Source organism: Streptomyces sp. NPDC050161, from assembly GCF_044460025.1.
Taxonomy (GTDB): Bacteria; Actinomycetota; Actinomycetes; order Streptomycetales; family Streptomycetaceae; genus Streptomyces.
Genome location: NZ_JBITJM010000003.1, coordinates 419,683 through 446,034 on the forward strand (window position 1 = coordinate 419,683; position 26,352 = coordinate 446,034).

The 26,352-nt window shown below is 71.4% G+C and carries 23 protein-coding genes; 12 read left to right on the forward strand and 11 right to left on the reverse strand.

The genetic code is table 11. From position 1 onward, the window contains the following. The first annotated feature begins 33 nt into the window (after window positions 1–33). Genes ACIBK8_RS07230 through ACIBK8_RS07250 form a run of 5 tightly spaced genes read left to right on the forward strand, consistent with a single transcriptional unit; the run spans window position 34 to window position 6,516 of the window. Window positions 34–1,683: an ABC transporter substrate-binding protein gene (locus ACIBK8_RS07230; protein ID WP_399040607.1), complete on the forward strand. Its 1,650-nt coding sequence runs from the start codon at window positions 34–36 to the stop codon at window positions 1,681–1,683. Next, entirely contained in the window at window positions 1,680–2,636 is a 957-nt protein-coding gene (locus tag ACIBK8_RS07235) for an ABC transporter permease (protein ID WP_399040608.1), read from the forward strand. Before ACIBK8_RS07230 ends, ACIBK8_RS07235 begins: the two co-directional genes overlap by 4 nt. A gap of 3 nt (window positions 2,637–2,639) precedes the next feature. Beyond that, on the forward strand, window positions 2,640–3,491 hold the full coding sequence (locus ACIBK8_RS07240; protein ID WP_399040609.1) for an ABC transporter permease: 852 nt from the start codon (window positions 2,640–2,642) through the stop codon (window positions 3,489–3,491). Then, complete coding sequence (locus ACIBK8_RS07245) at window positions 3,491–5,161, forward strand: dipeptide ABC transporter ATP-binding protein (RefSeq protein ID WP_399040610.1); 1,671 nt, start codon at window positions 3,491–3,493, stop codon at window positions 5,159–5,161. Before ACIBK8_RS07240 ends, ACIBK8_RS07245 begins: the two co-directional genes overlap by 1 nt. After that, window positions 5,158–6,516: an LLM class flavin-dependent oxidoreductase gene (locus tag ACIBK8_RS07250; RefSeq protein ID WP_399040612.1), complete on the forward strand. Its 1,359-nt coding sequence runs from the start codon at window positions 5,158–5,160 to the stop codon at window positions 6,514–6,516. Before ACIBK8_RS07245 ends, ACIBK8_RS07250 begins: the two co-directional genes overlap by 4 nt. A gap of 55 nt (window positions 6,517–6,571) precedes the next feature. Here the strand turns inward: ACIBK8_RS07250 and ACIBK8_RS07255 are convergent, their stop codons facing one another. The 6 genes from ACIBK8_RS07255 to ACIBK8_RS07280 all read right to left on the reverse strand — a co-directional run bounded on the left by ACIBK8_RS07255 (window position 6,572) and on the right by ACIBK8_RS07280 (window position 13,166). Continuing rightward, complete coding sequence (locus ACIBK8_RS07255; RefSeq protein WP_399040613.1) at window positions 6,572–7,327, reverse strand: hypothetical protein; 756 nt, start codon at window positions 7,325–7,327, stop codon at window positions 6,572–6,574. Window positions 7,328–7,477: 150 nt separating this feature from the next. After that, window positions 7,478–7,900, reverse strand: a complete 423-nt coding sequence (locus tag ACIBK8_RS07260) for a hypothetical protein (RefSeq protein WP_399040614.1) — start codon at window positions 7,898–7,900, stop codon at window positions 7,478–7,480. Window positions 7,901–7,913: 13 nt separating this feature from the next. After that, window positions 7,914–9,059 carry an LLM class flavin-dependent oxidoreductase gene (locus ACIBK8_RS07265; protein WP_399040615.1) on the reverse strand — a complete coding sequence of 382 codons (1,146 nt, stop codon included), beginning with the start codon at window positions 9,057–9,059 and terminating at the stop codon, window positions 7,914–7,916. 50 nt (window positions 9,060–9,109) lie between these two features. After that, a complete protein-coding gene (locus ACIBK8_RS07270) occupies window positions 9,110–10,291 on the reverse strand; it encodes an SfnB family sulfur acquisition oxidoreductase (RefSeq protein WP_399040616.1) in 1,182 nt (393 codons plus the stop codon). Between the two features lie 100 nt (window positions 10,292–10,391). Continuing rightward, window positions 10,392–10,946: an NADPH-dependent FMN reductase gene (gene ssuE / locus ACIBK8_RS07275; protein ID WP_399040617.1), complete on the reverse strand. Its 555-nt coding sequence runs from the start codon at window positions 10,944–10,946 to the stop codon at window positions 10,392–10,394. A 708-nt stretch (window positions 10,947–11,654) separates the two neighbouring features. After that, a complete protein-coding gene (locus ACIBK8_RS07280; protein ID WP_399040618.1) occupies window positions 11,655–13,166 on the reverse strand; it encodes a glycoside hydrolase family 3 protein in 1,512 nt (503 codons plus the stop codon). A 473-nt stretch (window positions 13,167–13,639) separates the two neighbouring features. Here ACIBK8_RS07280 and ACIBK8_RS07285 point away from each other — a divergent pair, with 473 nt between their 5' ends. The 5 genes from ACIBK8_RS07285 to ACIBK8_RS07305 are packed head-to-tail and all read left to right on the forward strand — an operon-like array spanning window position 13,640 to window position 18,997. Then, window positions 13,640–14,704 (forward strand): phytanoyl-CoA dioxygenase family protein, encoded by a 1,065-nt coding sequence (locus ACIBK8_RS07285; protein ID WP_399040619.1) that lies wholly within the window; start codon window positions 13,640–13,642, stop codon window positions 14,702–14,704. Further along, a complete protein-coding gene (locus tag ACIBK8_RS07290; RefSeq protein ID WP_399040620.1) occupies window positions 14,686–16,017 on the forward strand; it encodes a DUF6271 family protein in 1,332 nt (443 codons plus the stop codon). The genes ACIBK8_RS07285 and ACIBK8_RS07290 overlap by 19 nt, the downstream gene beginning before the upstream one ends. A 17-nt stretch (window positions 16,018–16,034) precedes the next feature. Next, window positions 16,035–17,252, forward strand: coding sequence for a type III PLP-dependent enzyme (locus tag ACIBK8_RS07295; RefSeq protein ID WP_399040621.1), 1,218 nt, complete (start codon window positions 16,035–16,037; stop codon window positions 17,250–17,252). Then, on the forward strand, window positions 17,253–17,822 hold the full coding sequence (locus tag ACIBK8_RS07300) for a GNAT family N-acetyltransferase (protein ID WP_399040622.1): 570 nt from the start codon (window positions 17,253–17,255) through the stop codon (window positions 17,820–17,822). It abuts the gene before it with no gap. An 8-nt stretch (window positions 17,823–17,830) separates the two neighbouring features. Beyond that, window positions 17,831–18,997: an MFS transporter gene (locus ACIBK8_RS07305; RefSeq protein ID WP_399040623.1), complete on the forward strand. Its 1,167-nt coding sequence runs from the start codon at window positions 17,831–17,833 to the stop codon at window positions 18,995–18,997. Window positions 18,998–19,072: 75 nt separating this feature from the next. Here the strand turns inward: ACIBK8_RS07305 and ACIBK8_RS07310 are convergent, their stop codons facing one another. Beyond that, window positions 19,073–19,477 carry a DUF5997 family protein gene (locus tag ACIBK8_RS07310; protein WP_393681219.1) on the reverse strand — a complete coding sequence of 135 codons (405 nt, stop codon included), beginning with the start codon at window positions 19,475–19,477 and terminating at the stop codon, window positions 19,073–19,075. A 58-nt stretch (window positions 19,478–19,535) separates the two neighbouring features. On the opposite strand from ACIBK8_RS07310, the gene ACIBK8_RS07315 reads away from it, so the two are divergent. After that, the gene (locus ACIBK8_RS07315; RefSeq protein ID WP_399040624.1) at window positions 19,536–20,297 is read left to right on the forward strand and encodes a LysR family substrate-binding domain-containing protein; all 762 of its coding nucleotides are present in this window, start codon (window positions 19,536–19,538) and stop codon (window positions 20,295–20,297) included. A gap of 18 nt (window positions 20,298–20,315) precedes the next feature. Here ACIBK8_RS07315 and ACIBK8_RS07320 read toward each other — a convergent pair whose 3' ends face one another. Next, a complete protein-coding gene (locus ACIBK8_RS07320; RefSeq protein WP_399040625.1) occupies window positions 20,316–20,750 on the reverse strand; it encodes an Asp23/Gls24 family envelope stress response protein in 435 nt (144 codons plus the stop codon). Window positions 20,751–21,190: 440 nt separating this feature from the next. On the opposite strand from ACIBK8_RS07320, the gene ACIBK8_RS07325 reads away from it, so the two are divergent. Next, the gene (locus ACIBK8_RS07325; protein WP_399040626.1) at window positions 21,191–22,504 is read left to right on the forward strand and encodes a glycosyltransferase 87 family protein; all 1,314 of its coding nucleotides are present in this window, start codon (window positions 21,191–21,193) and stop codon (window positions 22,502–22,504) included. A 61-nt stretch (window positions 22,505–22,565) separates the two neighbouring features. Here the strand turns inward: ACIBK8_RS07325 and ACIBK8_RS07330 are convergent, their stop codons facing one another. From ACIBK8_RS07330 to ACIBK8_RS07340, 3 genes are all read right to left on the reverse strand, one after another. Then, window positions 22,566–22,889, reverse strand: coding sequence for a putative quinol monooxygenase (locus ACIBK8_RS07330; protein ID WP_399040627.1), 324 nt, complete (start codon window positions 22,887–22,889; stop codon window positions 22,566–22,568). A 112-nt stretch (window positions 22,890–23,001) separates the two neighbouring features. Further along, the gene (locus ACIBK8_RS07335) at window positions 23,002–24,033 is read right to left on the reverse strand and encodes an NAD(P)H-dependent flavin oxidoreductase (RefSeq protein ID WP_399040628.1); all 1,032 of its coding nucleotides are present in this window, start codon (window positions 24,031–24,033) and stop codon (window positions 23,002–23,004) included. A 52-nt stretch (window positions 24,034–24,085) separates the two neighbouring features. Beyond that, window positions 24,086–26,272 (reverse strand): FUSC family protein, encoded by a 2,187-nt coding sequence (locus tag ACIBK8_RS07340; RefSeq protein WP_399040758.1) that lies wholly within the window; start codon window positions 26,270–26,272, stop codon window positions 24,086–24,088. Between the last annotated feature and the right edge of the window lie 80 nt (window positions 26,273–26,352).

Sequence of the window (26,352 nt, forward strand, 5' to 3'; positions counted from 1 at the left end):
CCCCTCGTCCCGGCCCCCTCCCCGGAGTTGCCCGTGAAGCCCCCGTCCCGCAGGCGAGCCGCCACCGCGCTGGTGGCCCTCGCCCTGACCGTCCTCGCCACCGGATGCGGCGCCGGCGGTGTCACCACCGCACCGCTCGGCGCGCGGCCCGCGTCCGGCGGCACCCTCACCTACGCCACCGACCGCGAACCGACCTGCCTCGACCCCCACGTGTCCGGCGACATGCCGCAGGCGTACGTGGCGCAGCAGTTCCTCGACTCGCTGGTGGCCATCGACGCGCACGGCCGGATCAGGCCGTGGCTCGCCACCTCGTGGGACGTCTCCGATGACGCCGCCACGTACACCTTCCACCTGCGCCGCGACGTGCGGTTCACCGACGGCACCCGCTTCGACGCGGCGGCCGTGAAGGCCAACCTCGACCACATGGTGAACCCCGCCACCCAGTCGGGTACGGCGGGCGGCTACCTCGCCCCCTACAAGAAGACCGAGGTCGTCGACGCCTTCACCGCCCGCATCCACCTGGACCGCCCCTACTCGCCCTTCCTCAACATGCTCGCGCAGGCGTTCCTCGGGATGGAGTCGCCGAAGGCGCTGAAGCGCGGCAAGGAGGCGAACTGCGCGGCACCGGTCGGCACCGGGCCGTTCATCGTCAAGAAGTGGAACCGGCAGTCCGACGTCGAACTGGTCCGCAACCCGCACTACAACTCCCCGCCCCCGTACGCCCGGCACACCGGGCCCGCCCACGTCGCCAAGGTGGTGTGGCGGTTCATCCCGGAGCCCGCGACCCGCTTCGCCGCCGTGCAGTCGGGGCAGGCCGACGTGATCGACGCGCTGCCGCCGGAGGACCAGGCGTCCGCGGAGCGCGACGGCCGTCTGAAGGTCGTGGTGCGCGACCGTCCCGGCAACCCGACGAACCTCGCCCTGAACACCTCCCGCGCCCCCTTCGACGACCGCCGGGTGCGCGAGGCGTTCCTGTACTCGGCGGACGTCGTCAACGGCCTCAAGAGCGTCTTCTTCGGCCAGTACCGGCGCGCCGGCGGCCCGCTCAGCTACGTCACCCCGCACTACGCGAGCGGGTACGAGAACGCCTGGCCGCACGATGTGAAGCGGGCCAACGCGCTGTTGGACAAGGCGGGTTGGGGGAACAGGGACGGCGCGGGCTACCGCGTCAGGAAGGGGCGCAGGCTCACCGCCGACGTCCTGCTGAAGTCCGACATCAGCCCGAACCAGCTGGCCCTGATGGAGCAGATCCAGGCCACCGCCAAGGACGTCGGCTTCGACCTGAAACTGCTCAGGCTCGACGCCGCCACCGTCAACACCCGCTACCTCGCCGGTGATTACGACCTGCGCGACGGCTACTGGAACACCAACACCCCGGACGTGCTGCACACCGTCTTCGGCAGCGAGTACGCCGTGCACCACGGCATCCACTCCAACGCCTCCTACGTCAAGGACCCCGCCCTGGACCGGCTGCTGCGCGCCGCGCAGGCCACCACCGACGACGCCGGGCAGCGGCGGCTGTACGGCAAGGCGCAGCGGCTGATCTCCGCGGGGGCCTACCAGCTGACCCTCTACCCGCAGACCACCCGGCTCGCCGCGCACCGCGCGAGCGTCCGCGGCGCGGCACTCGAACCCGCCCTGTCCCTGCCCTACCTCTACGACGCGTGGGTGAACACCCGATGACCGCCACCGCCCCCCGCCTGCGCCGCTACGGCGCCCGGCTCGCCGGTGCCGCCCTCGTCCTGTGGGCGGCGGCCACCGTGACCTTCCTCGCCCTGCACCTGGTGCCGGGCGACCCCGTACTCGTCCTGCTCGGCGGCGGCTCGGGCGCCAACCCCACCCCCGAGACCATCGCCGCCACCCGCCACGCCTACGGACTCGACCAGCCGCTGTACGCGCAGTACCTGCACCACATCGGGCGGCTGGTCACCGGCGACCTCGGCGTCTCCACCTCCCTCAAGGAACCGGTCGCCGGGGTGATCACCCAGCAGCTCCCCGCCACCCTCCAACTGACCGCGCTGGCCCTGCTGTTCGCGTGGCTGCTCGCCGGCGCCGTGGTCCTCCTGTCGACCGGCCGCAGCGCACCGGCCCGTGCCCTCGGCTCCGGCCTGGAGACGGTGGCCGCGGGACTGCCGCACTTCTGGCTCGGTGTGGTGCTGCTGTACGGGTTCGCGTTCCGGCTCGGCTGGTTCCCCGTCGCGGGCGGCACCGGCATCGCCGCGCTCGTCCTGCCCGCCCTCACCCTGGCCGTACCGCTCGCCGGCTACCTCGGCCAGGTCACCCGCGGCGCCCTGCTGACCGCGCTGGAGCAGCCGTTCGTCACCTCGGCGCGGATGCGCGGCATGAGCAGCACCGCGGTGCGCGCCCGCCGCGCCCTGCGGCACGCGCTGCTGCCCCCGTTGACGCTGTCGGGCTGGGCGGTCGGCGCGCTGTTCTCCAGCGAGGTCGTGGTGGAGTCGGTGTTCGCGCGCCAGGGCATCGGCCGGGCACTCCTCAACGCCGTACTCGCCCGTGACCTGCCCCTCGTCACCGGGATCGTGCTGCTGATCGCCGCCGTGTACGTCCTCGTCAACCTCGCCGTCGACCTGCTCCACGCGGTGGTCGACCCGCGCATCCGCACGCCACGGGAGCTGTGACACGTGACCACCGCCCTGACCGCCGCCGCGCAGGCCGAGCCGCGGGTGCGCCGGATACGCCCCGGCCTCATCGCCGCCGGGGTCTTCCTCGCCCTCGTCGTGCTGGCCGCGCTCGTGCCTGGCCTGCTCACCACCTACGCACCCGACGCCATCAGGCCGGCCGACTTCTTCCAACCGCCCTCCGCCGCCCACTGGTTCGGCACCGACCAGAACGGCCGCGACGTCTACACCCGCCTCGTCCACGGCGCCGGACAGTCGCTGCTCATCGGCCTCGGCGCCACCGCCATCTCCCTCACCCTCGGCATCACGCTCGGCCTGACCGCGGCGCTCGGCGGCCGACGCGCCGACTTCGCCGTCGGCCGGGTGCTCGAAGTGCTCTTCGCCTTCCCGGGACTGCTGCTCGCGCTGCTGTTCATCGCGGTGTTCGGCACCGGCGCGGTCACCGCCGCCGTCGCCGTCGGCATCGGCGAGGCCGCGGGGTACGCCCGCCTGATCCGCGCCCAGGCCACCACCGTGGTCCGCTCCGGCTACGTCGAGGCGGCCCGTGGCCTGGGCCATCCGCCGCTGCGCGTGGTACGCCGCACCGTCCTGCCGAACGTGCTGCGCCCGCTCGCCGCACTGGCCACGCTCGGCATCGGCCAGTCCGTGGTGTGGGCCTCGTCCCTGTCCTTCCTGGGCCTGGGCGCCCAGCCGCCCGCAGCCGAGTGGGGCGCGATGCTCGCCGACGGCCGCACCTTCCTGCAGTACGCCTGGTGGACCTCGTTCTTCCCCGGCCTGTTCATCGTCCTGACCACCCTGTCCACCACCGTTCTCGGCCGGCGCCTGCAAGCCTGGCTGGACGCGAGGAGCAGCTGATGCCCGCACCGGATGAGCCCACCGCACCGCCCGGGACGCCCGCGCGGCCCGTACCGCTGATCCGCGCCGAGAACCTCACGGTCGGCTTCGGCGCCCGCACCGTCGTCCGCGGCGTCTCGCTCACCGTGCGCCGCGGCGAGACCCTCGCCCTGGTCGGCGAGTCGGGCTCAGGCAAGAGCGTCACCGCCCGCACCCTCGTCGGTCTGACAGGACCCGGGGCGCGGGTGCGCGCCGACCGCCTGGAGTGGCAGGGCGAGGACATCCGCACCTGGGGCGAGCGGCGCCTGCGGCGGATCCGCGGCCGTGGCATCGGCTTCGTCCTCCAGGACGCCCTGGTCTCGCTCGACCCGCTGCGGCCGGTCGGCAAGGAGATCGAGGACGCCCTGAAACTGCACGGCTACGGCGACCGCGACGCGCGGCGCGCACGGGTGCGGGAGGTGATGGAACAGGTCGCCATCCCCGACCCCGCGCTGCGGGCCGCCCAGTACCCGCACGAACTCTCCGGCGGCCTGCGCCAGCGGGCCCTGATCGCCTCCGCGCTCGCCCTCGACCCGCCGCTTCTGATCGCCGACGAACCGACGACGGCACTCGACGCGACGGTGCAGGCGCAGATCCTCGACCTGCTGGCCGCCGCCCGCAGCCGGGAGCGCGGCCTGCTGTTCATCACCCACGACCTGGCGGTGGTGCGGCGCCTCGCGGACCGGGTCGCGGTCATGCGGGGCGGCGAGATCGTCGAGGAGGGGCCCGTCGCCCACGTCCTCCAGGACCCGCAACACGCCTACACCCGGCACCTGTTGGCCGCAGACCCGGCCCTGCACCCCAAGGGCGCGCGGCTCTCCGCGGCGCCGCGCCCCACCCTGCCCGCACCGGAAGGGGAGCGGCCGAGCGGAGTGGTCCTGGCCGCCGAAGGACTGCACAAGACCTACCGGGGCAGGACGGCCGTCGCGGACGTGTCCTTCGCGCTCGCCGCCGGACGCACCCTGGGCATCGTCGGCGAATCAGGCTCGGGCAAGTCCACCACCGCCCGCATCGCCCTCGGCCTGACCCGCCCCGACAGCGGCACCGTCACCCTGCACGGCGAGGAGTGGAGCGCGCCCGCCGAAAAGGCCCGCCGCCACCGCCGCCACCACATCCAACTCGTCCACCAGGACCCCCTGTCGGCCTTCGACCCGCGCTGGACGGTACGCCGCACCCTGGCCGACGCCGTCCGCCTGCACCGCCCCGGCCACCCCGCACCCGGCCCCGCCGAAGCCGCCGACCGCGCCCGGGAACTGGCCGCGCAGGTCGGACTCCCGGCCGACACCCTCGACCGCCACCCGCTGCACCTGTCCGGCGGCCAGCGCCAACGCGCCGCCCTGGCACGGGCACTGGCGCCCCGCCCCTCCCTCCTCGTCCTCGACGAACCCGTCTCCGCACTCGACGTCTCTGTCCAGGCCCAGGTCCTCGACCTGCTCGCCGAACTCCAGGACACCCTCGGCCTCGCCTACCTCTTCATCTCGCACGACCTGGGTGTCGTGCAGCACGTCAGCGACGACGTACTCGTGATGCAGGGCGGCCGGATCGTCGAAGCCGGCCCGGCCACCGCCGTGTTCGCGGCGCCCGCCCACCCCCACACCCGCGCCCTCCTGGACGCCGTACGCCCCCTCACCCCCTCCGGAGCCACCCGATGACCGACCTCGCACCGCTGCGCTTCAACGCCTTCGCCATGAACTGCGTCTCGCACATCAACCACGGCCAATGGGTGCGCGACGACACCCGCCAGACCTCCTACACCGACCTCGACACCTGGGTGGACCTGGCCCGCACCCTGGAGCGCGGCCACTTCGACGCACTGTTCCTCGCCGACGTCATCGGCACCTACGACACGTTCCGCGGCGGGCGTGAAACGGCGGTACGCGAGGGCCTCCAGATCCCCGTCAACGACCCGTCGCTGCTGGTCGCGGCCATCGCCCACGCCACCGAACACCTGGGCCTCGCCTTCACCCAGTCCGTCCTCCAGGAACCCCCCTACAACTTCGCCCGCCGCCTGACCACCCTCGACCACCTCACCAAGGGCCGCGTCGCCTGGAACGTCGTCACCTCCTACCTGGAATCCGCCGCCAAGGGCCTGGGCCTGGACGGACTGCCCCTGCACGACGAGCGCTACGACCGCGCCGAGGAATACACCGACGTCCTCTACCAACTCCTCGAAGGCAGCTGGGAAGAGGACGCCGTCGTACGCGACCGGGCACGCGGCATCTACGCGGACCCCGACCGCATCCACGACATCCACCACGAGGGCCGCTTCTACCGCGTCAACGGCCCCCACCTCTCCGAGCCGTCACCGCAGCGCACCCCGCTCCTCTTCCAGGCCGGATCATCCGAACGGGGCAGGGAGTTCGCGGCCCGCAACGCCGAGGCCGTCTTCCTCGGCGCGATCTCACCGGAGGGCGCGCGGGCACAGGTCGACGACGTGCGCGCGCGAGCCGTGGCGCACGGCAGGGACGCCGGCGACATCCTCTTCTTCCAGGGCCTGACCCTGATCATCGGCTCCACCGAGGAGGAAGCCGCCCGCAAGCTGGCCGCCTACCGCGACAACACCAGCCTCGACGGCTTCGCCGCCCACCTCTCAGGATCCCTCCAACTCGACCTCTCCCAGGTCGACTTCGACGCCCCCGTCGGCGAGATCGACACCAACGGCGTACAGGGATTCGTACGCTCCCTGGTGGAGGGCGCACCCGACAAGACCTGGACATTCGGCGAAGCCCTGCGCGCACGCGCCTGGACCCGCCCGGTGGCCGGCGTACCGGAACGGATCGCCGACGAACTGGAGGACTGGCGCCGCGCGGGCATCGACGGCATCAACCTCTCCTACGTCACCACCCCCGGCTCCTTCACGGACTTCGCCGACCACCTGGCCCCGGTGCTGCAAAAACGCGGCCTCCTCAAGACCGAGTACACCGAAGGCACCCTCCGCCAGAAACTGTTCGGCCGCGGGAACCGGCTGCCTGCCAGCCATCCGGGGGCGCGGTATCGGCGGGGGTGAGGCCGCAGACGTCGAAAGCCCCGAAGCCCAGCCGGAACCGGCCCTCGGGGAGTTCTCATTGCGACGCCGGTATCGGGGATGAGTCCTTGCTGTCCTGGACCATCCGCTCGAAGGTGAGCGGGTACGTTTCATTCTTCAGCGCGAAGTTCAGCAGGGCCGTGGACCAGTCGTCGAACAGTGAGAACACGCGGTCCACGATGAGCTTCGCCTGCTCACGTTGTGGTGCGTCGAGCAGCGGGAGCTCGGAGGTCTCGATCTCCGGAGACTTGATGCTGTGCGACGCCTCCGCAAGGTAATGCGGCGTACCGAAGAACTCGCACTCCTGGCCGTTCTGCAGCGTAATTCCCTGGCAGTGCTCGAAGATCGTCACAGAGACGGCTTCGATGGACTCGACCATCGCGAACACGACATACGTCGGAGCGTTGGCGGCCATCTCGGCCAGCCCGAGGCAGAGACGCCGGGAATGCTGGAAGTCCGCTCCCCACAACACCCGCGACGCGTCGGACAGCGGCATCTGGCCGTCCGCCCCGAGCTTGGCAAGGTCCGTGAGCATCCACTGCCAGTGGAAGTCCTCCTCGTAGGTGTGGGCGTTGAGCAGAGCCTGCAGAGGATCGAGTTCGGCGCCCTCGTGAGTCTTGCGGAAGACGTATTTGTTCAGATCGGAATAACCCATGATGAACGGTATGACGCTCGGAGCCCAGGCCAGACGCTTATCCCCGGACAGCGTTTCATCGGCCAGGAGCCGGATGAAGAAGTCGTGGTCTGTGTACCGCTTGCGTTGCTCTTCGATGTATCGGATGACTTCCTGCATGTTCGTCTCCGGAGTTCGCAAGAGTGCCGGCGGGCCGGATGAAGCCTGACCTGCCGGCGCGGTGCGCCTTTGCCGCACCCGTAAGATCACGACGGCTGCTACGGGCGGGCGGTTCCCGCGTTCTCCTACCACGGCGAATTCACCGAGGGCCTACCGATGGGCGCCGGGCAGCCCCAGGGCAATGGTGCGTGATCCCGGTGTGAAGCCGGCGATGGTGTGTTCCCAGTGCTCGCCGGGCCAGTGGTACAGCACTCGGCCTTCGGCAGGGTGGTAGTGGGCCGTGTACACGGTGCCCGACCACTGGTCGTACCCGCACTGGTATAGCGGTGGTCGCAGCATCGCCGGGACATCAACTCCCGCTGCCTGAACGGCGGCCAGTCGTGCCTGGGTCCGGGTGGTTCGTTCCTGCTCGTCCGGCACTGGCAGATGCTGGTGATGGGCGGCGCAGGCGTGGTGTGCCCGGGTCATCTGGATGTCGGGGCCCACGCGGACCGTCACGCTCCGGTGCGCGTCGACGAGGGCGACGTTCTGTGGGATCGCGACAGGTATGGTGCGCAGCCTGTCGAAGATCATTTCGTGCGGAGTTCTACGACGCGAACGGCACTGCCGCCGGCGTCTCGTCGCGGGAGGCCGCGTCGGGGTGGTGCCACAGGCCGCGGGCGGCGAGTTGGGGCAGGACGCCCTCGCCGAACCAGTACGCCTCCTCGACGTGCGGGTAGCCGGAGAGTACGAACTCGTCGATGCCCAGGGCGTGGTACTCGGCGATCCGGTTGGCGATCTCGGCGTGCGAGCCGACCAGGGCGGTGCCGGCGCCGCCGCGTACCAGGCCGATGCCGGCCCACAGGTTCGGGTAGACCTCCAGGCGGTCGGTGGCGCCGCCGTGCAGGGCGAGCATGCGCTTCTGCCCCTCGGAGCCTGACCTGGCGAGGCCCTGCTGCACGTTCTCGATCACGGTCGGGTCGACGCCGGACAGCAGCCGGTGGGCCTGTGCCCAGGCGTCCTCGGCGGTGTCACGGGCGATGACGTGCAGCCGGATCCCGAAGCGGACCTTGCGGCCCTCGGCCTTGGCGAGCGTCCTGATCCAGTCGATCTTCTCGGCGACCTGGGCGGGCGGCTCGCCCCAGGTGAGGTAGACGTCGCTGTGCCGGGCGGCCACCGGGCCCGCCGCCTTCGACGAGCCGCCGAAGTAGACGGGCGGCACCGGGTCGGGCAGCCGGGTCAGACGGGCCTGCTCCACGCGCTCGTGCTGCCCCTGGAAGTCGACGCTCTCGCCGCGCCACAGGGCACGCGTGATGTGCAGGAACTCGTCGGTGCGGGCGTAGCGCGCGTCCTTGTCCAGGAAGTCGCCGTAGGCGCGCTGCTCGTGGTCCTCGCCGCCGGTGACGACGTTGAGCAGCAGCCGGCCGCCGGAGTGCCGCTGGTAGGTGGCCGCCATCTGGGCGGCGAGCGCGGGCGCGACGAGTCCGGGCCGGAAGGCCACCAGGAACTTCAGCCGCTCGGTGGCCTCGACGAGCATCGCCGTGGTCAGCCAGGCGTCCTCGCACCAGGCGCCGGTGGGGGTCAGTGCGCCCTCGAACCCCAACTGCTCGGCGGTACGGGCGACTTGGCCGAGGTAGGCGAGGCTCGCGGGCCGGTCGCCGCCGGCCGACCCGGTGGGCACGCCGTGGCCGCCGCCGACGATGTGCCGGCTGTCGCCGTTGGTGGGCAGGAACCAGTGGAAGGTCAGGGTCATGAGTGGTGGTGTCCTCTGCGGTGGGTTCGGGCCGGGCCGTTGCGGTGGGGTCAGACCAGGCCGTTGCGCGGCGGCGGGGTGTCGTTCAGTTCCCACGCGCCCAGGTAGCGCAGCTTGAGGCGGCGGGGGTCGTGGAGGGTGTGGGTGCGGGCGTTGCGCCAGTGCCGGTGCAGGTTGAGGTCGCGGTCGGCGGCGCGGGTGCCGATGAGTTCGAAGACGCCGCTGGAGACGGCGAGGGCGGCGGTGTCGGACTGGGCGCGGGCGGCGGCCACCGCGGCGGACGCCTCGGCGGCGTGCTCAGCGGTCGGCTCGGCGTGCGCGGTGTCCAGGGCGTCACCGGCCTCGCGCAGCAGGGCACGCGCCGCGCGGACCCGCAGCGCCAGCTCGCCGAACCCGTCGATGACGGCTTCGTCGTCGGCGGCCCGCGCCACGCCGGTCTCCAGGCGCGGGCGGGCCAGGGAGTGGATCAGCCGTTTGCCGTCGCGCAGCGCGGCGACGGCGATCCCCGTGTCGATGGCGGCGTGCAGGTACTGGCCGAAGGCGCCGAACACCTCGTCCTTCTCGAAGATCGTGTGGACCGGCACCAGGTGTTCGGCGGGCACCCGTACCCGGTCGAAGCGGACGGTGCCGCTGCCGGTGGTGCGCTGGCCCATGCCGTTCCAGTCGTCCTCGATGTGCACGCCGGGGTGGTCGGCCGGCACCCACGCCGCGTGCGTGCGGCCCTCCTCGTCGTTGGCGTACACCGTGATCCAGTGCGCGAACAGCGTGCCGGTCGCATAGAACTTGGTGCCGTCCAGGACGCGGCTGCCGTCGTCCTGCCGCTCGAAGCCGATGGCGAAGTCGCGGGCGGTGCGGGTGCCGCGCTCGGAGAGCGCGTTGCCGAAGTGGCGGCCCGCGAGGATCTCGGCGTGGAAGAAGGCGCGCTGTTCATCGGTGCCCGCGTGGGCGAGGACGTTGACGAAGAAGTAGTGGTTCTGCGGGATCTGGCCGACGCTCGCGTCACCGGCCGTCAGCTCCGTGAACACCTCCCCGAGGCTGCGGGCGCCGATCCCGGGCCCGCCGTGCGCGCGGGGGACGGTGAGGGTGAACAGGCCGGCTTCGGTCAGGGCGCGGACCTCGTCGTACGGGAGGGCGCGCTCGGCATCGCGGCGTGCGTCGTCGACGGCGAGGTGTTCGGCCACCTGACGGGCGCGCGCGATCGCCTCGGCGGCCGATGCGGGGATGCGGGGCATGGGACGTGCCTTTCGGTGCAAATGCGTGCCGGGCGGCGGGTGTTGGCCCGCCGCCACGGGCGTCGGGGGAGGCCGGCGCGGAAGGGAAAGCCGATGGCCTTCAGGCCGCGGCGAGCCGCTGCGGCTTCGCGAGCGCGTCCCGCCAGCGGCCGACGACCGGTGCCAGGCCGGCGTCCGCGTCGGGTGTGAGGGAGACGGTGCCGTCGTCGGCGGCCGTGATGTGGCGGTCCAGGACGAACCAGCCCTGGGCGACGTCGGCGCCGAGCGAGGTGAGGACCGGCCGCAGCGCGTAGTCGACGGCGAGGACGTGGGCCGGGGAGCCGCCGGTGGCCAGCGGCAGGACGCTCTTGCCGCGCAGCGCGTACTGCGGCAGCAGATCGAGGAAGGTCTTGAGCACCCCCGAGTAGGCGGCCTTGTAGACGGGCGTGCCGACCAGCAGCGCGTCGGCGCCCTCGACGAGCGCGACGGCGTCGGCGACCGCGGGGTGCGAGGTGTCGGCGGCGAGGAGCGCGTCGGCGGGCAGCGTGCGGACGTCGAGGCCGTGCACCTGGTGGCCCTGGGCGGTCAGTTCGCGGCCCAGGTGCTGGACGAGACGCGCGGTGCGGGAGGAGCCGGGGGCGGAGGCGCTGCCGGTCAGGGTCAGGACGGTGGCCATGGCGGAAATCCTTTGCGTACGCGGCCAGAGGGCCGGTGAGCGGAGACGTGAAGGAGGCGGGCGGCAGTTCCGCGGATGCGGTGCGGCGCCCGGTGGCACGGCGGGCCGGCGTCACGGATGACGCGGCGCGTGCGGGGCGGCTCGGCAGGGCGCCACGGAGGCGTCACAGGGCGCCGGACACCGGCGGGTACCTGCGTACGAGGCGGGGCGAGCGCACCCGGAAGGGCTCAGCGGCAGGGTCGACAGGAGGCGCTGCACACCCGCGCGAGGTCGACGTGACGTCGCCGCGTGAGGGGGTGTCGCACTGCATCCATACCTGTGATTGAAGCAGCCGCCCGCGCGGGCGTCGAGACGGTAATGGCTACGCCCTGATAGGGATTCCCTGCCACGGGGAGGGCGGCGGAGCGGCCATGGGGGAGCCGGGGGAGCGGCGCGGGGCACGCCCGCACGGCCGCCGGAGTACGGCGGGACCGGCCCACGGCCCGGCGGACGGTGCTGAGCGCCGGGCGCGCGCGGACGACCCGCATCCTGACGGTGCCGTGGCGCGCCCTTCCACCGGGCGGTACGAAAAACCTGCCGACGCCGGACGCCGGACGCCGGATGTCGGACGCCGGGTGCAGGGCGCACCCGGGGCGCATCAGCCGCGGCGGCTCCAACTCCGGCGGAAGGGGCGGGGATCGGGGCCGGTGAGGGGACCGGCCCCTCGTGTTACCGAGGGCCGGCCAGCACCTCGGCCGCCGCGACGCCGGAGGCCGCGGTGGCGCCGTGCGTGAAGATCTGGACCGCGCCGGGAGCGGCGGCGCCGGGCAGGCCCATCTCCACCACGATCGCGTCGGGACGTGCCGTGGTGAGGTCGGCGAGGGCGCGGCCCATCCACGCGTGCCGGGCGGCGTCCCGGACGACGACCACCACCGGACGGCCCGAAGCGGGCGCCAGTGCGTGCTCCTCCAGGACGGCGGGCCGGGTCGTCCAGTCCTCGTGATGCACCCGGACGAAGGTCGTTCCTGGCAGCCGCTCGCGCAGGGGGGCACCGACACCCCACGGAGTCTCCTTGCCGATGGCGAGGTTGGTGGCGGGCACCAGCTCCACCACGTGCGGCGGGGCGGCCAGCGGGAGGGATTCGCGCACCGAGCCGCTCAGCCGGATGGCGCGCCGGGCGGCGACGAAGCCGATGTCGCCGCTGACCGGGTCGGCCGGTACGGCCTGCGCCAGGTGGGTCGACCAGCCGGCGAAGTCCCGGACCCGGTCGGCCGCTTCGGCGAGGCGCCCTTCGGCGAGGTCCCCGGAGGTCACGGCGTCGACGAGCGCGCCGACGAGGAGTTCGGCGGTCGCCTCATCGGCGTTCTCCCCGCCGACGCAGATGGCGTCGGCGCCGGCGGCGATGGCCTTCACCGCGGCGCCGCCGATGCCGTACCGGTCGGCGACGGCGCCCATCTCGATGGCGTCGGTGACGATCAGCCCGTCGAACCCGAGTTCCTTGCGGAGCAGGTCGTTGAGGATGCGGGGGCTGAGGGTGGCGGGCAGGTCCGGGTCGTAGGCGGGCACGAGGAGGTGGCCGCTCATGACCGCGCGCACCCCGGCGTCCAGGGCGGCCCGGAACGGGGGCAGCGCCTGCGCGATGATCTCGTCGATTCCGGCGTCGTAGCTGGGCAGCCCGTGGTGGGAGTCGACGGCGACGTCGCCGTGGCCGGGAAAGTGCTTGGCGCAGGCGCCGACACCGGCGGACTGCAGGCCCCGTATCCATGCGGTGGTGTGCCGGGAGACCACGGTGGTGTCCACGCCGAAGGACCGGACGCCGATGACGGGGTTGTCGGGGTTGGAGTTGACGTCCACGCTGGGCGCGTAGTCGAGGCTCACCCCGGCGGCGTGCAGCTGACGCCCCAGGTCGTGGGCGACGGCCTCGGTCAGCTCGGTGTCGTCGACGGCGCCGAGGGCGAAGTTGCCCGGCCGGGACGAGCCGGTGGCGGATTCCATCCGGGTGACGTCCCCGGCCTCCTCGTCGATGGCGACGATCAACGCCGGGTTCGCCGCCCGGAGTTGCGCGGTCAGCCGGGCGACCTGCTCGGGGTTGCTGATGTTGCGGGTGAACAACGCGACGGATGACAGGCCGTCACCGATGGCCCGCAGTACCCAGTCCGGCGCCTGTGTGCCCACGAATCCCGGCTGCAGGACGGAGAGGGCGAGCCGTCGCAACACCTTGCTGTGCTTGCTGGAGGACATCGACTGGCCTTCCGGATAGTGCCGACACATCGATCACAGGGGCGGATTGGTACAGACCAAGGGATATTGGCCTAGGCCAATCAGTGGTGTCAAGACGCCTTGAGGGCGGTGCGGGTGCCCGCGGGGCGTGGTGGCCCGGGATCGCGCCCCGGTCGTCCGTGGCCGCCGAATCCGGTGTTGACAGCGGAAGTTGGTCTAGTCCATTTTGGTGGGACGCGAGTGACGCAAGGGGCGGATGCGGCGTACCAGCCCTCCTACTCCGGCACGACTCTTACCGCTGCCCGAAACCACTCCCTCACCAACGGCCACCTGTGACTGCGCCATGCCTGCGACGGCATGGGCACCGGCCGGCGCACCACAGCCTTCTCCGCGCCGGTCCCGTATGACCCCCACCCCGCTGACGCGCTCCCGCACGGCGGCGGCACGGGGCGATCCGACCAGCCACAGGTCACTTCGAGCCATGGAGCGCACGCATGCCGGCACCCGACAGCTACCTGCACCGAAGTCCATCGGACATCCCGTATTTCAGCTCGGACGGCGACACCTACCTGGCACGGACACCCCTGCGCGACCTCCGGAAAACCCGGCCGCTACGCGTGCTGTCCGACGAGGATTTCGCCTTCTGGCAGACCTACGGCTACGTCGTGGTGAAGCGGGCGATAACGCCTTCCGCCGCGGCGCGACTCCTGGAATTCACCTGGGAATTCCAGCAACTCGACCCGGGGCGCCCCGACACCTGGTACCAGGACCGTCCCTTCCGGTCGGACCTCGACAGGGAACTCCACATCTACGGCTTCGTCGAGGCGTACCACCACCAACTCCTGTGGGACAGCCGCCAGACCCGGCGGGTCTACGACGCATTCGTCGATGTGTGGGATTGCGAGCAGCTCTGGGTCACCCTGGACCGGCTCAATCTGAACCCGCCCAATGTCAAGAACCGTGACCGCGCGCTGATCCCGGCGACGGAGCGGGGCTTCGACATCGCACTGCACTGGGACATCGACACCACACTCGGCATACTGCCGCAGCGCGTTCAGGGCATCATCGCCCTCAACGACACCGCACCGGACCACGGCGGATTCCAGTGCGCACCCGAACTCTTCCGCCAATTCGACCGCTGGAAAGCACTCCAGCCGGACGGCCGGGATCCGATAAGACCCCGCTTCGACCGGACGGAAATGCCCGTGGTGCAGCCCGAATTGGAGGCCGGCGATCTGCTGATCTGGAACGGCCTGCTGGCGCACGGAGTGGCCCCCAACACCTCACGGGACGGCGTGCGCGCGGTCCAGTACCTCTCGATGATGCCGGCGCTGGAGACCCACGAGGAACTGCGGCGCTCCCGGGTCGATTCCTGGCGCCATCTCCTCACGCCGGAATGGAACGCGACGCTGCTCGGCGACGCCGAGAAACCCGAATCGCTGCGTTACGGCACCGCCGAGCTGAACGACCTCGGGGCCAGGCTGCTGGGCCTCGAATCCTGGAACGGTACGGAACCCGAAGAGGCAACCGGAGCTGGGGCATGCGCCGAATCTGTCTGACCCTTCCCACCAACAGGGCCTGCGCCGCGACGATATCGGCCATCGGCGAAGAGGCGGCCTACGCGGCCGGACACTTCGGCGTCGAGGTCCACCTGCTGATACTCGACTCCACCGAAGGGCCCGTATTCGCGGAGCACGCGCAGGCCGCACGCGGCATTCCCGCGGTGCCGCGGGTGCACGTGCACCACCTCGGCGAGGCGGACCAGCGGGACTTCCTCCAGCGGGTCATCCGCCACGCCGGCCTCCCGAAACCCGAGCTGATACTCGACCTCATGCTCCCGGACGGGGTGTCCTACGGCGCCTGCACCAATCGCGCATTCCTGATCGGAGCCGCGCTGGGGTGCCGGTCCCTGCACCGCAGGGATTCGGACAGCCGCTACCAGGTCGTGAACGGCGCACCCGTCTTCCCCGTCCACCAGGAACTCACCTCCATCGGAAAGCGCGCGGCCGAAGCGGCGCACGGCGTCACCGAGAACGCGCTCGCCCCGGAACACGCGGACAAACCGGTGGCCATGGTGGGGAGTTCCTTCGTGGGCGAACTCTCCGTGGACATCGGCGAGATGTACCGGCTCGACCGCGACGTCTACCACGACGTGGTCAGCCTGTGGGCCCCCGAGAACTGGACCGACGAGGCGAAGCGGGAACTCGTCGACGAGTCCTTCCGCGGAGCCGGCTCGGAAACGTTCACCGACGACCACACGACCCTGGCTCTCGTCGACCCGATGCGGGTGGACATGTGCAACATCAGTTTCCAGCAGGTGCACGAACAGATACCGCTGCCGCCCGCGACCGACACCATCGGCAGCGACTACTTCCTCATGCACCTCGTCCAGGACGCCACGCTGCCCGGCGTGCTGCACAACCGCAACATCGTGAATTTCTACACCCGGGAACGCCGGACCGATCAGGGATTCCTCGCCTACCACCTGCGGTACGCGAAATTCGTCCTGTCCATGCTCTATTTCCATCACGTCTACGACAGGATGGCGGAGGCCCGCGCGTCCCTCCTCGACGACCGGCACCGGGTACGCCCCCTGGCCATCGCCGAAATGGTCAGGGAAAGCGCCCTGTTGGACCCGGCGGAGAACGTCAGGCGACTGGAAAGCCTCGAACGGTCCTACCGGAAACTCGGCGGAAGATACGCCGCATTCGCCGGAACCCTGCCGGCCCGCCGCGCGCGACTCCTCGACGAAGCCAGGCACGACATGGAGGACTTCGCCCTGCTGATCGAGGCATGGGAACCGCTGATGGCCGCGAGCAAGGTCACCGACCCCCGCCCCGCCGCACGGCAGCACGGCCGAGACCGTCGATGAGGCCGGGCAACCCGCGCATGCACGCGGCCCTGGCAGCCGCCACCGACGACCGGATCCTCTTCGACCTCACCGGAATCGAGGAAAGCTACGCGACCCTGCGGCGCGAACTGCCCGGCGTATCCGTCCGGTTCGCGATGAAAGCCTGCCCCGTCGACGAGGTGATGGACCGCCTGGCACGGATCGGCTCCGGATTCGACGCGGCAGGACCCGACGAGATCGCCCAGGCTCTGAAGACCGGAGTGCCGGCCGACCGTATCCACTACGGCAACACCATCAAATCCGACCGGAACATCGCCGACGCCCACCGCCTCGGCATCCGGGATTTCGCCACCGACAGCCGGGAAGACGTCACGGCACTGTCCGTTCACGCGCCCGGCGCCCGGGTGTTCTGCCGACTGGCAACCGACGGCGACGGCGCGCTCTGGGGCCTCAGCAACAAATACGGATGCTCGGCCGCCGACGCGGTACGCGTCCTGGAAACGGCCCGCGACACAGGACTCACACCGTCGGGACTCTCCGTCCACGTCGGCTCCCAGCAGATGACGGCCGAAGCCTGGCGGCACGCCTTCGAGCGGCTCGCCGACGTCCTCACGGAACTGCACCGGCGGGGAATATCCCTCGACCACGTCAATCTGGGCGGCGGTCTGCCCGCCATCGGATACCTCGACAAACACGGCAGGCCGCTGGACCCGCCGATCGACAAGATATTCGCGGTGATCAGGGAGGGAATGCAGTACCTCGGGGAAATACCGGGACACGACCTGCAATTCCTGGTGGAACCCGGCCGCTACCTCGTCGCCGACCACGGCTTCATCCGGGCACACGTGTCCCGGCTGACCGCGCGACAGCAACGGAACGGTGAACGCAGGCACTGGCTCTACCTCAGCTGCGGAAAGTTCAACGGCCTCTACGAAATGGACGCGTTGCAGTACCGCCTGGTGTTCCCCTCACACCAGGACAGCGCCACCGTCCCCGCCGTCGTCGCGGGCCCCACCTGCGACAGCGACGACGCGTACGCACACGAGCACGGCCTGGTCCAGGTACCCGAAGCGCTCGCGTCCGGCGATCCCGTATGGGTGCTGTCCTGCGGCGCCTACGCCACCAGCTACACGACACAGGGCTTCAACGGATTCCGTCCCCTCCCGGTCCACTGCATCCGCGGAAGGGACGGCGCACACAACGGCCCGCCCCACCAGCACCCACGGCCCGGCACTCCCACGAAAGGCATCCGGTAAATGAGCCAGGACGTGCGGATACGGCACATATCCCCGGACGACTGGGACGCCATCGTGGCCATGGAATCCCGTGCCTACGGCGCCATCGGACTGTCGGAGGACCGCGCCGCGCTGGAATCCAGGGCCCGCGCCTCCCCTGACACCTGTTTCGTGCTGCACCGCGAAAAGCGCCCGGCGGGCTACCTGTTGGCGCTGCCGTACCCGATGTTCCGGTACCCGGACCTGACCAGGACCGAGGACCTCACCTTCGCTTCGCGCAATCTGCATCTGCACGATCTCGTCATCGCGGAGGACTTCCGCGGCCGGGGCCTGGCACAGCACCTGCTGCGCCACCTCACCGCGACGGCCATGGCACACGGATACCGGCAGATGTCCCTGGTCGCCGTGGCAGGCAGCGCGCCCTTCTGGTCGGCGAACGGATTCCTGCCCCGGAACGACACCGCACCACCGAAGAGTTACGGCACCGACGCCGTCTACATGTGCCGGGCGATACCGGCATACCGAGCCGCGAAACCGAAGCCGGCCGGCGTCGCGCCGCGCGGCTCGTCATCGCAAGACGAAATGGGCTGACGGCACTCATGCTCCGCCTCGACGATCCCTTCCGCCGCGCGCAGGTGGCGATCACCGCACTGTTCTGTTCCCTCGGATTCCAGTACGCCACCTGGGCATCGAGGCTCCCCGCGCTCAAGGCACACCTCGGCCTGACCGCAGCGGATGTGGGCCTGTTCCTGATGGCCGCGGGTGTGGGCGCCGCGGTGTCCTTCCCCCTGGTCGCGGTGCTGATGCGCCGGCTCGGCTCACGCCGCCTCGCCCTCCTGTCGGCGCTCGGCCTCGCCGTACTGCTCCTCGCGCTGGCCCTCGCGCCGAACTACCCGACCGCCCTGGCGATCATGTGCGCCGACGGCATCCTGGTCGGCTGCCTGAACGTCGCGATGAACGCCCAGGGCGCCGCGCTCGAAGCCGCCCACCAGCGCAACGCCATGGCCAAACTGCACGCGGCGTTCAGCGGTGGGTCACTGTGCGCCGCCCTCCTCGCCTCCGGAATGAACACGGTCACCTCGGCCGTGACCGCGCACTTCGGCGTCGCCGCCGTCATCCTGCTGCTCCTCGCCGTCTGCGCGGGACCTGGACTGCTGACCGATGACCGGCCCGCCGACGACCGGCCCGGCACGGAAAAGGAACGCAGGAGCCGCGGCGGCCTGACCCTGCCGTCCCGTATGACGCTGTGGATGTGCTGCGCCATGGCCTTCGGCACCATCACCGAAGGCGCCATGAACGACTGGTCGGCGCTCTACCTGAAGGACGTCGCCAAGGCATCGGCGGAACTGGCGCCCATGGGCATCGCCGTGGTCTCCGGAATGATGGTCCTGGCCCGTCTGTTCGCCGACGGCTGGCGCAGCCGGTGGGGCGACGGACGCGTCGTGCGGGTCGGCAGCACCCTGGCCGGCGCCGGTCTCGCGCTCGCCCTGCTGTCCGGCGGCGTGGTCCCCGCCCTGATCGGGTTCGCCTGCGTCGGCCTGGGCATCGCGGCCGTCACCCCGTGTGTCTACGTGGCCGCGGCGGGACAGGGCTCCGACGCGCTGACACTGGTCGCCGCCATGGGAACGACGGGCCTGCTGGCGGGGCCACCGCTCATCGGCTTCCTCGCGAACGCCGCCGGTCTGGTGTGGGGGCTGGCCGCCGTCGCCGCATCGGCCGTCGTCGTGGCGCTGTGCGGCACCCGGATCCGCTGGAAGAGCGCCTGAGAACGGCGTCGGCCGTGCCCCGCCAGGGACACGGCCGACGCCGAGAGAAAACAGACCGGGAACGTGGTGCGGCGGTTACTCGCCGCGCGCCGCGTCCTTCGCCTTCTTCTCTTCCTGCTTCTCCTTGATCCGCTGCGTTTCCTTGCGGACCTCGGCCTGGGTGGCGCGCTCCCGCTGGAGCCACTCGGGGCCTTCCTGCTTGAGCGCGTCGATCTGCTCCGTGGTGAGGGCTTCGGTGACCCCGCCACGGGCGAGGCCCGCGATGGAGACACCGAGCTTCGCCGCGACCACCGGCCGGGGATGCGGCCCGTTGCGTCGCAGCTCCCGCAGCCACTCGGGCGGATCGGTCTGCAGCGCGTTCAGCTCGGTGCGCGAGACCACACCCTCCTGGAACTCGGCGGGGGTGGCTTGGAGGTACACACCCAGCTTCTTCGCCGCGGTGGCGGGCTTCATGGTTTGGGTGCTCTGGTGCGACGTCATGCTGTCAAGGGTATCGAGCGTGTGCGCTACCGCTGACCACGACCGGTAACCTGGCGGGGTGACAGGCTCGGAAGCATCCCCTTCGTTCCGGCTGGCGTATGTCCCGGGAGTGACGCCCACCAAGTGGGTGCGGATCTGGAACGAGCGACTGCCCGGCATCCCGCTGACCCTGACCGCGGTGCCCGCCGCCGACGCGGGCGAGGTACTGCGGTCCGGCGCCGCCGACGCGGGCTTCGTCCGGCTGCCGATCGACAGGACCGACCTCAGCGCGATCCCCCTCTACACCGAGACGACGGTGGTCGTGGTCCCGAAGGACCACATCGTCGCGGCGGTCGACGAGATCACCGCGGACGACCTGGCCGACGAGCTGGTGCTGCACCCCCTCGACGACACCCTCGACTGGGAACACCCGCCGGGTCGGCCCGCCGCCGAGCGCCCGGCGACGACGGCGGACGCCATCGAACTGGTGGCGGCCGGCGTGGGCCTCCTCGTCGTCCCGCAGTCGCTCGCCCGCCTGCACCACCGCAAGGACCTCACCTACCGGCCGGTCTCCGGTGTGCCAGAGTCCCGCGTCGCGCTGTCCTGGCCGGAGGCCGAGACCACCGACCTGGTGGAGGACTTCATCGGGATCGTCCGCGGCCGGACCGTCAACAGCTCACGCGGCCGTACGCAAGCCCAGGCCCAGCAGCCCAAGCACAAGCGTCCCGAGTCCGGCGGCACCCGCGCGAAGCCCGCGGGCAAGCCGGCTGCCCGGAACCCCCGCGGCGGCTCCGGCGGCCCCAAGGGCGGCAAACGCGGCAAGCCCCGCCGCAGGTCGTAGCACCCCGACGGTCGGGTTCTAGGCCACCCGCTGCCCGGAGCCCCGTTCCTCCTCGGGCGCTTCCTCCTCCTCGGGGAGCTTCACATCGCTGACGGCGATGTTGACCTCCACGACCTCAAGGCCGGTCATCCGCTCGACGGCGGAAATGACGCTCTTCCGTACGGCCACCGCCACCTCGGTGATGGGCTCGCCGTACGCGACGACGAGATCCAGATCGATCGCCGTCTGCTTCTCGCCCACGTCGACCTTCACGCCGTGGGTGGGTGTGGCGCCCCCGGGAACGCGCTGGCGCAGGGCACCGACCGAACGCGAAAGACCGCTGCCGAGTGCGTGCACGCCGTCGACGTCCCGTGCGGTGAAGTACGCGATCTTCTCGACGACCGTGCCCGCGATGGTCGTACGGCCGCGTGCCCCGGCTGCACCCTGCTCGCTCCGTCCTCCGGTCCCGTTCATACCGATCACCTCATGGCGGCATCGAGGGAAGTAGCCGATCCACTCCTCACGCTAGGGGCCGATCGGGGGTACTGCCTCTCGGGGCGGCGGTGGGGGAGGTCCGGTGGGCGGTCATGGCGGTGGTGAGACGAACGCCACAGGGGGCCGGGCGGCATGGTCGTCCGTAGGCTCAACTGCTTGGCGGGGAGCGGGAGTTGGGGTGAGTGGCTGCCGCGTCGGGCCGGGTGAGAAGGGGTGCCGGGCCGGTCTTCGGGGGGTGTGCGGGCAGCGCAAGGGGCACAGGGCGGCGGCTCTATACACGACGTGTATAGTCATACTATGATCCAGCGCCATCCCTCCCACACCGCACCCGGTTCACCTCACGGTCGCGGCCTCACGCGCTCCGGCGATCGTACCCCCCACACCGACAGGCACCTGACCCGCCAAGGGGTCGACGCCTGATGCTGATTCCTGCTCAGAAGCGGCGCTCGGACGCCGACCCGTCCGCGAAGCCCGCCGGCGGTGGCCGGCGGTGGGACTGGCCGGTGCTGCTGGTCTGCGCGGTCTCGTCGCTCGCGGTGGGGCTCTCCTCCCCGCCCGACACCTCGCAGCAGGCATGGGGCATCTGCGCGGCGGCCGGCTACCTCGTCGCCGCCCTGGTCGCCCTGAAGTCGGCGAAGCCGTGGGCGCGCATCCCCGCAGTGATCTCCCTCATCGGTGCGGCTGTCATGCCCCTGCTGTACCTCACGGTGATCAGCAAGGAACAGATGGAGGTCGGAGTCGTCGAGCGGGGTGCGGACCTGCTCTTCTCCTCCGGAACCCCGTACAACGCCACGCCGCACATCGTCGCCGACTTCAACCCCTACCTGCCCGGGATGACCCTCTTCGGGATCCCGCACATGCTGTTCGGCGACACCCCGCTCGGCAGCGCACGGCTGTGGTTCCTGCTCGGCTTCCTCGCGGCGGCGATCTGCGCCGTGCGGGTACTGGCGAAGGGCTCCAAGAGCGGCTCGCTCGGCCTGAACGAGAACGTGGGCGGCGGCATGACCGGGGGCCTCGGTCTCCTGTGGCTGATCGCCTGCCCGCTGGTCTCGCTGCCCCTCGCCATCGGCGGCGTGGACCCGCCGGTCATCGGGCTGCTGTGCCTGGCCCTCGCCTTCGCACACCGGGGCGACGCGGGCCGTGCGGGCCTGGCCCTGGGAGCGGCGGCGGCACTGAAGTGGACGGCCTGGCCCGCCATTCCGGTCCTCGTCATCATGTTCGCGGTCACCCGCGGCAAGCGCGCCGCGGTCAAGTGCGCACTGGGCTCCATAGGACTCGCGGTCATCTCCGCGATACCCGTGGCCCTCGTGGACGGCGGCGCGTTCTACCAGAACGTCGTGCTCTACCCGCTGGGCCTCGGCTCCGCGGCGTCGTCCGCCCAGAGCCCGCTGCTCGGCAGCCTGATCGTGTCGCTGGTGCCGAACGGCAAGGCGGTCACCGTCGTACTCATCGCGCTGAGCGCGCTCGGCGTGGGCATCTCGCTGCTGGTCCGCCCGCCGCGCACCACCGTCGCGGCTGCCAACCGGCTGTCGATGGGGCTGATCCTGGCCATCGTGCTGTCCCCGGCCACCCGCATCGGCTACCTCATCTACCCCGTCGTTCTCCTCGTCTGGCCCCGCTTCGCCGCGGGCCTGGCGTCCTGGCGGGAGGGTGACGACCGCGAGGTCACGGCGCCGGCGGACGCTCCGCAGCCCGTGGCGGACCCCGACGCGGCGCTCGCCCCGAACAGGTAACCACCCGACCGCCGGGGGCTCTCCACAAGGGGAGCCCCCGGCGCGGCAGTTCGGCGCGAGGTCAGTCGAGGTTCAGCTCGCCCATCGCGCTCCAGCCGGTCGCACCCTCGATCACGGTGCTCACGATCTCCGGCGTGTGCCGCAGCATCGGACGCATCGTCTCCAGGCCGGCACGGAAGTGGTCGGAGTTCACGTGCGCCTCGGCCGCGTCGTCCTGGAACGCCTCCACCAGGACGAAGGTGTTCGGGTCCTCCAGGCTGCGGGACCACTCGAACCAGAGGTTGCCAGGCTCGGCGCGGGTGGCCTCGGTGAACGCGTCGACGTGGGTACGCCATTCCTCGACGTACTCGGGCTTTACGGGGAATTTCACGACAATAAAAATCATCCGTCGATTCTACGTCATATGCCGGGCCCCGGCATGCGTGATGCCGGGTGGAGCCGCAGGTCAGGGCGTTGCGGGCGGTGCCGGATTCGCCCGGACCGGTGCAAGTCCCGGGTCAGCCCGGCGCGTTCTCTGGAGCGGCCCGGTGACGGTTCAAGGCCCGGTGGGCGTCGGCGACGAGGGTACGTACGATCTCCGCCGCCGGCCGCACCTCGTGGACAAGACCCGCGCTCTGCCCGGCGTAGAGCGCCAGGGCCTCCGCCCGCCCCGTCATGTCCCGGGTGGGCGCCACGTCGGCGTACCGCGCCACGCTCCCGCCGTCGGCGAGGTGCGCCAGGACGTCCCGCTCTCCCGGCCGTGCCCCGGGCGCAGGCCGGCCCGCCGCCTCCCAGTCGCGCACGGTGCTGTTGCGCAGCGCGCGGTGCGGGGCGTCCGGCCACCCCTTGTCGAAGACGATGCCGTGGACGGTGCCGGTCTCCCGGGCAGCCGCCACCTCTTCCCGGTAGACGTCCGCGCTGGACGCCTCTTCCGCGAGCAGGAAACGGGTGCCGATCCAGGCGGCGTCGGCGCCGAGCGCCAGCACGGCGGCCAGGCCGCGGCCGTCCGCGATCCCGCCGGCGGCGATGACCGGAACCGGCGCCACCTCGTCGACCACCGCGGGAATCAGCGGCAGCGTGGCGACCTCGCCCCGGACGTGCCCGCCGGCCTCCCAGCCCTGGGCCACGACGGCGTCCACCCCCGCGTCGACGGCCCGCCTCGCCTCCGCGGCGGACGCCACCGTGTGCACGTGGAGCGCGCCCGCCCGGTGGATGCGCGCGGTCATCGGCGCGGGGTCGCCCCAGAACGTCGAGATGATCCGGACGCCCTCGTCCAGACACTGCGCGAGCCGTTCCCGCTGCGGCCACTGGAGGATCAGGTTGGCGGCGAAAGGACGCGAGGTCAGTTCCCTGGTGCGGCGGATCCGTTCCCGTAGCGCGGCGCGGTCGTCCCAACTGGCCGCGAGGGTGCCCAGACCGCCCGCCTCGCTGACGGCCGCCGCCAGGGCCGGCACACAGGGGCCGCCGATCGGGGCCTGGACCACGGGGACCGTGATGTCGGCCAGTGCGCAGAACGGGGTGCGTAACGCCGCGGGCGGGGGAGTGGACACGTGCGCCTCGATTCCCTGTCGTCGGTCGGTATGTCCTGGACGCCGCCCGGAGTCAGCTCCGTGCGGCCTTGGTCTCGCTGCCGTCGGTGACCGGCACGTCTAGGGGGCGGGCCAGACCCGCCACGCCCTCGTCCAGGCGCTGGAGATGACGCAGCACGCGGAAGGCCACCGAGCCGGACGGCGGTGTCGCGGCGCCGTCGCCCTTGAGCATCGAGGCGATGCTGGCGCCGGACTCGACCTTGCCGCCGGTCGCCTCCTCCTTCACGTGCGCGGCGATCACCTCGATGTTGTGGGCGATGCGCAGTCCGGCCCGCTCCAGGCGCGGGTCGGCCGCGATGTTCTTGCTGTACGGCACCAACTCGGCCGTCGCCGCCAGGGACCTGGCGTGGTACGCGCAGGTCTCCAGCAGCGCCACCAGGTAGCGGGCGGTCTGCCGTCGGCCGCGCAGCGGGGTGATCGGATGCGTCAACGGCTTGGTGGAGGCGCGCAGTTCGTCCAGCGCGGTGTCCAGGTCCCGTGCCCTGCCCAGCAGATCGGAAGCGGGCCCGCCGCACAGCTGCTCCACCGCCGCCGACACCACGTCGCCCAGCCGGTCGAGTACGGTGCCGAGCAGCTCGTCGGTGCGCCGGTCGGTGTGCACCGGCAGCACCAGCACCGCCGCGATGATCCCGCAGACGGCGCCCAGGGCGGTCTCCTCGATGCGCAGCACCAGCACGTCGAGGCTGTAGGTGTTCAGCAGCGTGTAGAGCAGCCCCAGCATCGCCGTGACGAAGAAGGACATCAGCGCGTACGACAGGGGCGCGGTGAAGAACATCGCGAAGATGAACAGCAGGACGAGGGCGAACGCGACCCAGGTGTGGTTGCCGACCAGACCCGCGAGCCCGACACCCGCGACCACCCCGACCACCGTGCCGATCAGCCTGCGGTAGCCCTTGACCAGGATCTCGCCGGTGGACGCGGTGTTGAGGAAGACCACCCAGCAGGTCAGCACCGCCCAGTACCAGCGCTGCTCGGAGAGGAACTCGCCGCCGATGATGGCCAGCACCGAGCCCACCGAGACCTGGAACGCGGCCCGGGTGGTGAGGCGTTGCAGCCCGGTGCGGTCGTCCTCACCGGGCTCGTCGGGAGCGGCCAGCGCGACGTCCTCCGCGTCGAACTCCTCGCGGGAGAGGGTGGTTGCCGGGGTGTCATCGGATTCGTCCTGCGGCCCGTCCAGCGCGAGCCGCAGACCCAGGACGGAGCGGGCCGCTTCGCCGAGCCCGCGGAAGACGTCCTGGACGGCGGTCGAGGCACGCGGCAGCTGCTCCTCGTCGCGGTAGCCCAGCAGCCTGTTGCGGACGTGGGCCACGCCGGAGCCCTGTCCCGCGGATGCCGGGCGGGACACCAGCAGGTGCAGGGCGTTGAGGTCGCGGCGGAGCGTGACGGTCGTGTCGTCCTCGACCGTGAACAGGTCTCCGGTGGCGGGTACCGGCGCGTGCGGCAGATGGAGGGTGAGGGTGTCGGCGCGCTCGGCGCTGCGGGCGTTCAGCAGCAGCATGCCGAGCCGTTCCGTGGCGATCTCGGCGTCCGCGACGCGTCGTTGCAGCAGCGCGGCGGTGGCCTCGTCGCGGGTGCCGTCCTCCAGGCGGCTCTGGATCATCAGCGCCGCCTCGTGCAGCCGGGCGGTGCGCCGCCGCAGGTCGTCGAGGACCTTGTCCATCTGCTCGGGTTCGGCGTCCAGCAGCTCTATCTGGCCCGCCACGAGCTGCGCGAGCCGGGCCCTGAACGCGTCGCGCAGCCGCTTCAGGATGCGTTGCGGGGTCTCCGGTATGACGGCGAACCGGACGACGGCGCTGCACGCGAAGGCGAGGGCGAGCGTCAGGTACAGCACGGGCAGCGCGGACACCGAGGCGCCCACGAACAGGGAGATGAAGTAGATCTGGAAGCCGATCAGGCCCAGCGCGGTGCCGCGGTCGCCGAACCTGCGGCTGTAGACGGCGCCGAAGATCAACGCCACGAAGAACGCGTCGCCCGCGATGACCCGGTGGTTCAGCAGCGACCCCAGGGACATCGCGGCCAGCGCCACCGGCAGGCCGAGCCCGAGGGTCACCGCCTGGCCGCGTACGTCCTTCTCCTTGATGGCGAAGGTCGACACCATGGCCGCCATCGCGCCCGCGACCATCAGCTTGACGTCGGTGCCGAGCAGGGCGAGGGCGACGAGGGTGAGACCGATCGCGGACACCGTCCGCAGCCCTGCCATCAGCCGCAGCAGACCGGGGTCGGACGCCGAGAAGCGATCCCACGTGCCGGTCCAGACCCGCCGTGTCACTGCCTTCACGC